The following is a 6,760-nucleotide window of genomic DNA, read 5'->3' on the forward strand; positions in this document are numbered from 1 at the left end:
CGGCCGCCGCGACGGCCGCGGCGGCGACGGCCGCCGCCTTCGCCGGCGGCGTCGGCCGCATCGCCTTCGCGCTTGTCGGCGTCGGCGTCGGTCGCGCCGGTTTCGGTCTTGGCGAGGGTTTCATCGACGGCCGGCAGCGGCGCGGCCACCGGAGCGCCGGCGCTGGCCTGGGCGGCGACGATCGCCGCCGGCACCACCGCCGCGGCGACGGCTTCGACCGGCGCGTCCTGGCGCGGCGGCTTGGGCGGACGCGGCGCGGCGTTGGCGGCGACGTTGCGCTCTTCGCCGGCCTTGTCGTTCTGAGCGCGGTGATCGCTCTGGCGGGCTTCGTTCTGCGCGCGCGGCTCGTTCTGCTTGGCCTCGTTCTGCGGCCGCGCTTCGCTCTGCGGCTTGGCCTGCGCCTGGCCCGGGGCGGCCTGCTGCGGCTTGGCCTGTTGCTGCTGCTGTTGCGGCTTGGGCTGCGGCTGGCCTTGCTGTGCCGGTTGCTTCTGCTTCTGGCCCTGCTGCTGCGGATTCTGCTGCTGCGGCTTGCCGTCGCGACGCGCTTCGTCGCGGCGCTGTTCCTGGCGCGGCTCGTCGCGGCGGCCGGCCTCGCGGCCGTTCTTGCCGTTGCTGCGCTGTTCGCCGCGGCGCTGGCCGTTGCGCTCGTTGCGCTCGCCGCGGCCGCGGCCGTCCTGGTTGCGCGCGCTCGGTTCCGGCGCGGCCGGTGCGGCCGGCTGCGGGGTGCCGCGGAAGATGCGCAGGATGCGCTCGACCAGGCCGACCGAGTGGGTCGGCGCGGCGACCGGTGCGGGCGCCGGGGCCGGGGCGGGCGCGGCGGCCGCGACCGGGGCCTCGCGCGGTTCGCGCAACGGCGCCGGCTGGGCCGGGCGGACGTTGGTCACCGCCGGCGCGTCCGGAATGTTCAGGTGCGCCTTGGTCAGCGCGTGCAGCGGCAGCTTGCGCTGGGTGCCGCGCTGGTAGCTGGGCTTGTTGGACTCTTCGCCGAGCTCGTTCTCGCGCACCCGGGTGACTTCGTAGTGCGGGGTCTCGAGCTGCTCGTCGGCGACGATGACGATCGGGGCGTCGTGGCGCTGCTCGATCTCCAGCAGGGCGCGGCGCTTTTCGTTGAGCAGGAAGTTGGCGATCTCGGTCGGCGCCTGCACCAGCACCTGGCCGGTGTTCTCCTTCATCGCGTGCTCTTCGGCGACGCGCAGGATCGACAGCGACAGCGACTCGACGCTGCGCATGCGGCCGTGGCCGTCGCAGCGCGGGCAGACCAGCTGGCTGGACTCGCCGAGCGACGGGCGCAGGCGCTGGCGGCTCAGCTCGAGCAGGCCGAAGCGCGAGATGCGGCCGATCTGGACGCGGGCGCGGTCCTGCTTGAGCGCATTCTGCAGCTTGTTCTCGACCTCGCGCTGGTGGCGGTTCGAGGACATGTCGATGAAGTCGATCACCACCAGGCCGCCGAGGTCGCGCAGGCGCATCTGGCGGGCCACTTCCTCGGCCGCTTCCAGGTTGGTGTTGAACGCGGTCTCTTCGATGTCGCCGCCCTTGGTGGCACGGGCCGAGTTGACGTCGATCGCGGTCAGCGCTTCGGTCTGGTCGATGACCAGGGCGCCGCCGGAGGGCAGGCGCACGGTGCGCTCATAGGCGTTCTCGATCTGCGACTCGATCTGGAAGCGGTTGAACAGCGGGGTGTCGTCGGCGTACTTCTTCAGCTTGCGCAGGTTGTGCGGCATCACCTGCTCGACGAACTCGCGCGCCTCGGCGTACATCTCGTCGGTATCGACCAGGATCTCGCCGATGTCCGGGCGCATGTAATCGCGCAGGGCGCGGATGATCAGGCGCGACTCCTGGTAGATCAGGAACGGCGCCTGCTTGCTCAGCGCGGCGTCGGTGATCGCCTTCCAGACGCTGACCAGGTAGTCCAGGTCCCATTGCAGCTCTTCGGCGTCGCGGCCGACGCCGGCGGTGCGGATGATCACCCCCATGTCGTCGGGGATGTTCAGCTTGTCCATCGCCTCCTTGAGCGCGGCGCGGTCGTCGCCCTCGATCCGGCGCGAGACGCCGCCGGCGGTGGGCGAGTTCGGCATCAGCACCATGTAGCGGCCGGCCAGGGAGATGAAGCTGGTCAGGGCGGCGCCCTTGTTGCCGCGCTCTTCCTTGTCGACCTGGACCACGATCTCCTGGCCTTCGCGCAGCAGCTCGCGCAGGCCGGCCTTGTTGTGGTCGACCCCGGGCTGGAAATAGTCGCGGGAGATTTCCTTCAGCGGCAGGAAGCCGTGGCGGTCGGCGCCGTAATCGACGAAGGCGGCTTCCAGCGAAGGTTCGAGCCGGGTGATGCGGCCCTTGTAGATGTTGGACTTCTTCTGTTCCTTGGACGGCTGTTCGATGTCGATGTCGTACAGGTTCTGGCCGTCGACGATGGCGACGCGCAGTTCTTCCGCCTGCGTCGCGTTGATCAGCATGCGCTTCATTGTTGCGTTCCTCGCGCGCTCTACCGCGCGGAACGCCATGGCGTTTCGCTATCTGGGAACTGAGTCCGCGCCGTCGCGTTCGGCGCCCGCATCCGGGCCGCCCGCCGCGCCGGCGAGGCCTCCACTACCAGCGCTACATCACCACGGCACGCCGCGGGAGCGCTTGTTACCTTTCCAATCTTTCGGGCCGGCGACGCGAACGTCGCTCGGGGCGGGGCGGCGGCAGCTTCGAGCCGGCTCTTCTGGAGCGGAAGCTCTGGCGCCGCACGGGTGTTCATCGCGATGGTTTGACCCACCGGGCGAGGGCCGGTTCCGCCGCTCCGTCGCTGCTAACATGGCTGCCCCGTGGGCAGTGGTTAGACGCGGATCGGAATCGCGGGAGGGGCTTTCGGCCCCGTACCGGAGTCGCTCGCTTGTCAGGCGTGGCGGCCAGTACAACTCCCAGCGAAATCAAAACCTTATCTCGCGTCGCGAGTGTAACAGATAACGCTTCGGGATGACCCAATCAGCAAACCCCGCCCCCAGCGGCGCGCGCACCGTGCGCGTGCCCGACGACCGCGACGGCCAGCGGCTCGACAATTTCCTCCTCGGCCAGCTCAAAGGCGCGCCCAGGTCCTTGATCTACAAGCTGGTCCGCTCCGGCCAGGTGCGGGTGAACGGGGGCCGCGCCAAGGCCGAGCGCAAGCTCGAGGCCGGCGACGAGGTGCGCATCCCGCCGGTCCGTCTCAGTGAGGTCGGCGACAAACCGACCCCGCCCAAGGGCTTCATGGACGCCCTGGACGCGGCGATCGTGTTCGAGGACGCCCGCCTGCTGGCCCTGAACAAGCCCTCCGGGGTCGCCAGCCACGGTGGCAGCGGGATCAGCTTCGGCGCGATCGAGACCCTGCGCGCACTGCGTCCGGGCCAGACGCTGGAGCTGGTCCATCGTCTGGACCGCGACACCTCCGGCCTGTTGATCGTGGCCAAGAAGCGCTCGGCCCTGACCGAGCTGCAGGCGCTGATGCGCGAGGAGGGCGGTATATCCAAGCGCTACCTGGCCCTGCTGACCGGTCGCATGCCGGACGGGGTCATGAGCGTCGACGCGCCGTTGCACATCGGCCTGCGCCAGGGCGGCGAGCGCCACGTCCAGGTGCACCGCGACGGCAAGCCCTCGTTGAGCCACTTCAAGGTGCTGGAGCGGCGCGGCGGGCAGTCGTACTGCGAGGTCCGGATCGAGACCGGCCGCACCCACCAGATCCGCGTCCACGCCCAGCACATCGGCCATCCGGTGGCCGGGGACGACAAGTACGGCGAGGCCGAGGCCAACAAGCGGCTGCGCGACCAGGCCGGGCTGCGCCGGCTGTTCCTGCACGCCTCCACCCTGGAGTTCGCCCTCGACGGGGGGCGCGAGCCGTACCTGCTCAACGCGCCGCTGGCGCCGGAATTGATCGAAGTGCTCGATCGGCTGGGCTGAGCGCTCCGGGCCTGGCGCCGGCAGAGCGGATGCGTCGGCTGCTGTCGCGCGATCGGACCGCGCCGCCGGCGGCGATGCCGGCCATCAAGCAGCGGCGCTACCGGCTCGCGCGGGCGCGCCTGTCGCGCACTTGTGCGGCAAGGGCGCGCGCGACGGATGCGATCAGTGGGCGGCCGGGGCGGGCGCGGCGCCGCAATGCGGCGGGCGTTCGGCCGGAGCGTGGAAGGTCACCGGCACCTGGATGTCGGTGGAGACCGGCTTGCCGTTGCGGGTCGCGGCTTCGAAGCGCCAGCGCTGCACGCCTTGGATCGCGGCTTGGTCGAGCGCGGCGACCTTGCTGCCTTCGAGCACGTTGACCTTGGTCGGCTTGCCTTCCGGGCCGACGGTCAGCTGCAGCACCACCTTGCCGCCGATCTGGTCGCAGCCGATGGTCTGCGGGTAATCCGGCGGCGGCGTGTCGACCGCGCGCAGCGGGGTCGAGGGAATCGCCGGCGCCTCGGGCGCGCGCTGGCAGCCGGCGGCCAAGGCCGCGGCCAGGGCGGCGGCCAGCGCCGGGGCGAGGGACAGCGGACGGTGCAGGGTCATGGCAGTCAACCAGTCAGGGCTTCGGCCTTGGCGGCGCAGATGAAGTCGTTCTCGCTCAGTCCGCCGACGTCGTGGGTCGAGTAGCGCACCACGCAACGATCGTAATGCACGCCGAGGTCGGGGTGATGGTCCTCGCGGTGGGCCATGAACGCCAGAGCGTTCACGAACGCCATGGTGCGATAGTAGTCGTCGAAGCGGAAAGTCTTGGTGAGGGCGTGGCCGTCTTCGGCCAGTTCCCAGCCCGGCACCTGCGGCAGCAGTTCGCGCACGCGCGCCTCGTTGAGCCGGTGCTCGCTGCCGCGGCGGGCGATGCAATGGGCCTGGGACAGGGGAATGAGGTCGTTCATGGCGGACTCCTGGCGGCCGGCGCGGCGGCCGGGCGATGCGTCTGCGCCGCGACCGGTTCCGTCTGAACGGAATCGTATCGCCGGCGGTCGTAGGATGGGCGCGCGACTTCCGGTCGCGTCGACCCCGCTAGAATAGCCCGATGATCAATATTTCCGAATCCGCCCAGGCGCACTTCCGCAAGCTGATCGAACGCGAGGCCCTGCCGGGCCTGGGCGTGCGCCTGTCGGCGGTGCATCCGGGCACGCCGCGCGCCGACGTGCGGCTGGAGTTCGCCGAGCCCGCCGACCTGCACGGCGACGAATGGGCGATCGACTGCGAAGGCTTCACCCTGTGGCTGCAGGCCGACAGCGTGCGTTACCTGGACGGCGCCGAGATCGATTACGAAACCCGCGCCACCGGCGGTCAGCTGCAGATTCGGGCGCCCAAGATCAAGGGCGAGGCGCCGGCCGACTCGGCCTCGCTGGTCGAGCGCGTGCATTGGGTGGTCGAGCACGAGATCAACCCGCAGCTGGCCCAGCACCGCGGCAACGTGGCGGTGCAGGAAGTGACCGCCGACGGCGTGGTCGTGCTGCGCTTCGGCGGCGGCTGCCACGGCTGCGGCATGGCCGATGTGACCCTCAAGCAGGGCATCGAGACCACGTTGATGAGCAAGGTGCCGGGGGTGACCGCGGTGCGCGACGCCACCGACCACGACAGCGGCGACGCGCCGTACATCCGCCGGGACAGCGCGGCCTGATCGCGGCGCGGCGCAGCCCATGCCCACCGCCGCCTCGCTCATCGAAGCCCTGCAACGACGGTTGCGGCTGGCGCCGCGGCGCGCGCCCGGCGAACTGCCGCCGGGCTGGCAGCATTGGCTGGACGAAATGCCCGCGCGCGCCGACGCGGTGACCGGCGCCACCCCCGAGGCGGTGCTCGCCGTGCTGGCCCAGCGTCCGCTGGCGCAGCCGCCCGCGCGCGCCGCCGCGCTCAACCGCTGGCAGGCGTTCGCGACGCTGTGGCGGCAGGAGTGGCATCCGCCGGCGCGCGAAGAGCGCGGCCTGCGCTGGTTCGCCGGCTCGACTTCGCTGCTGTGGCATCTGATCTTCGGCGGCCTGCTGATCTGGCTGATGTACCTGCAGTATTTCGCCACCCGGCCGCCGGCGCGCGGCGAGGACGTGACCCTGGTCGAGCTGATCGGCGACGGTACCCCGCAGCGGCCCGGAGGCGGTCCGCAGCAGCCCAGCGAACAGCCCAGCGAGCAGGCGGCCGAGCCGACGCCGGCGCAAACCCAGGCGCCGCCCCAGGCCGCCGCGGCCGAACCGGCGCCGCCGCAACCCGACGTACCGACGCCGCCGGCGCCGGAACTGCAGGCGGCATTGCCCGAGGTGCCGCAGCGCGACGTGCCGGAACCGCAGTTGCCGCCGCCGACCGCGGAACAGCCGGTGATGGTCAGCAAGGCCTTGCCCGATGCGCCGCAGGAATTCGTCCTGCCGCCGACCCGGCGCCGGGTCGACGACAGCGTGCGCGTGCCGCAGTTGGAGGCCGCCGCCCGGCCGGTGCCGTCGCAGGACGTGCCGGCACCGGTGCAGCCGATCGCACGCGAACTGCCGCAGCGCGAGATCGCCGCGCCGAGCCTGAGCGCGCGGCCGCGCGAGATCGCGCTGCGCGAGGTGCCGGCGCCGACGCCCGCGCCGGCCTTGCCGAGCGTGAATCTGCCGAGCCGCTCGATCAGCGCGCCGCAACTGCGCAGCGTCACGCCGTCGGTGCGGGTGGCGGACATTCCGACGCCGAACCCGCCCGCACCGGCTGCCCGGTCGGCCGCGCCGGCCTCCAGCAGCGCGCCTGCGGCCGCGACGCCCGCGCCGAGCAAAGAACCCGCATTCCCGGCGTCCGCGGCGGACGCCGCCGCGGCCCTGGACGCGGCGGCGAGCGCGCC

At 71.8% G+C, this 6,760-nt stretch carries 5 protein-coding genes and 1 pseudogene; 3 read left to right on the plus strand and 3 right to left on the minus strand.

Going from position 1 to position 6,760, the window contains the following annotated elements; translation table 11 throughout:
- On the minus strand, positions 1-2,450 hold a 2,450-nt coding region (locus TX83_RS19885), incomplete at its 3' end, for an Rne/Rng family ribonuclease (RefSeq protein WP_064749729.1).
- 505 nt (positions 2,451-2,955) lie between these two features.
- On the opposite strand from TX83_RS19885, the gene TX83_RS19890 reads away from it, so the two are divergent.
- Positions 2,956-3,912: an RluA family pseudouridine synthase gene (locus TX83_RS19890; RefSeq protein ID WP_064749725.1), complete on the plus strand. Its 957-nt coding sequence runs from the start codon at positions 2,956-2,958 to the stop codon at positions 3,910-3,912.
- Between the two features lie 162 nt (positions 3,913-4,074).
- On the opposite strand, the gene TX83_RS19895 is transcribed toward TX83_RS19890, so the two are convergent.
- Together TX83_RS19895 and TX83_RS19900 are read right to left on the minus strand one after the other, a co-directional pair.
- Positions 4,075-4,497 (minus strand): energy transducer TonB, encoded by a 423-nt coding sequence (locus TX83_RS19895; protein ID WP_064749726.1) that lies wholly within the window; start codon positions 4,495-4,497, stop codon positions 4,075-4,077.
- A gap of 5 nt (positions 4,498-4,502) precedes the next feature.
- Entirely contained in the window at positions 4,503-4,844 is a 342-nt protein-coding gene (locus TX83_RS19900; RefSeq protein WP_064749727.1) for a 4a-hydroxytetrahydrobiopterin dehydratase, read from the minus strand.
- A gap of 140 nt (positions 4,845-4,984) precedes the next feature.
- On the opposite strand from TX83_RS19900, the gene TX83_RS19905 reads away from it, so the two are divergent.
- Both TX83_RS19905 and TX83_RS19910 read left to right on the plus strand, forming a co-directional pair.
- Positions 4,985-5,581 (plus strand): NfuA family Fe-S biogenesis protein, encoded by a 597-nt coding sequence (locus tag TX83_RS19905; RefSeq protein ID WP_064749728.1) that lies wholly within the window; start codon positions 4,985-4,987, stop codon positions 5,579-5,581.
- A 19-nt stretch (positions 5,582-5,600) separates the two neighbouring features.
- Positions 5,601-6,760 (plus strand): annotated as a pseudogene (locus tag TX83_RS19910) (hypothetical protein); the annotation flags it as partial.

Origin of the sequence: Lysobacter antibioticus HS124, from assembly GCF_000336385.2 — a bacterium.
Lineage (GTDB): Bacteria > Pseudomonadota > Gammaproteobacteria > Xanthomonadales > Xanthomonadaceae > Lysobacter > Lysobacter firmicutimachus.

What these genes read in the sequence shown, in the direction of transcription:
- TX83_RS19890 (WP_064749725.1), top strand. Translation starts at nt 2,956, where the DNA reads ATGACCCAATCAGCAAACCCCGCCCCCAGCGGCGCGCGCACCGTGCGC.
- TX83_RS19895 (WP_064749726.1), bottom strand. Translation starts at nt 4,497, where the DNA reads ATGACCCTGCACCGTCCGCTGTCCCTCGCCCCGGCGCTGGCCGCCGCC.
- TX83_RS19900 (WP_064749727.1), bottom strand. Translation starts at nt 4,844, where the DNA reads ATGAACGACCTCATTCCCCTGTCCCAGGCCCATTGCATCGCCCGCCGC.
- TX83_RS19905 (WP_064749728.1), top strand. Translation starts at nt 4,985, where the DNA reads ATGATCAATATTTCCGAATCCGCCCAGGCGCACTTCCGCAAGCTGATC.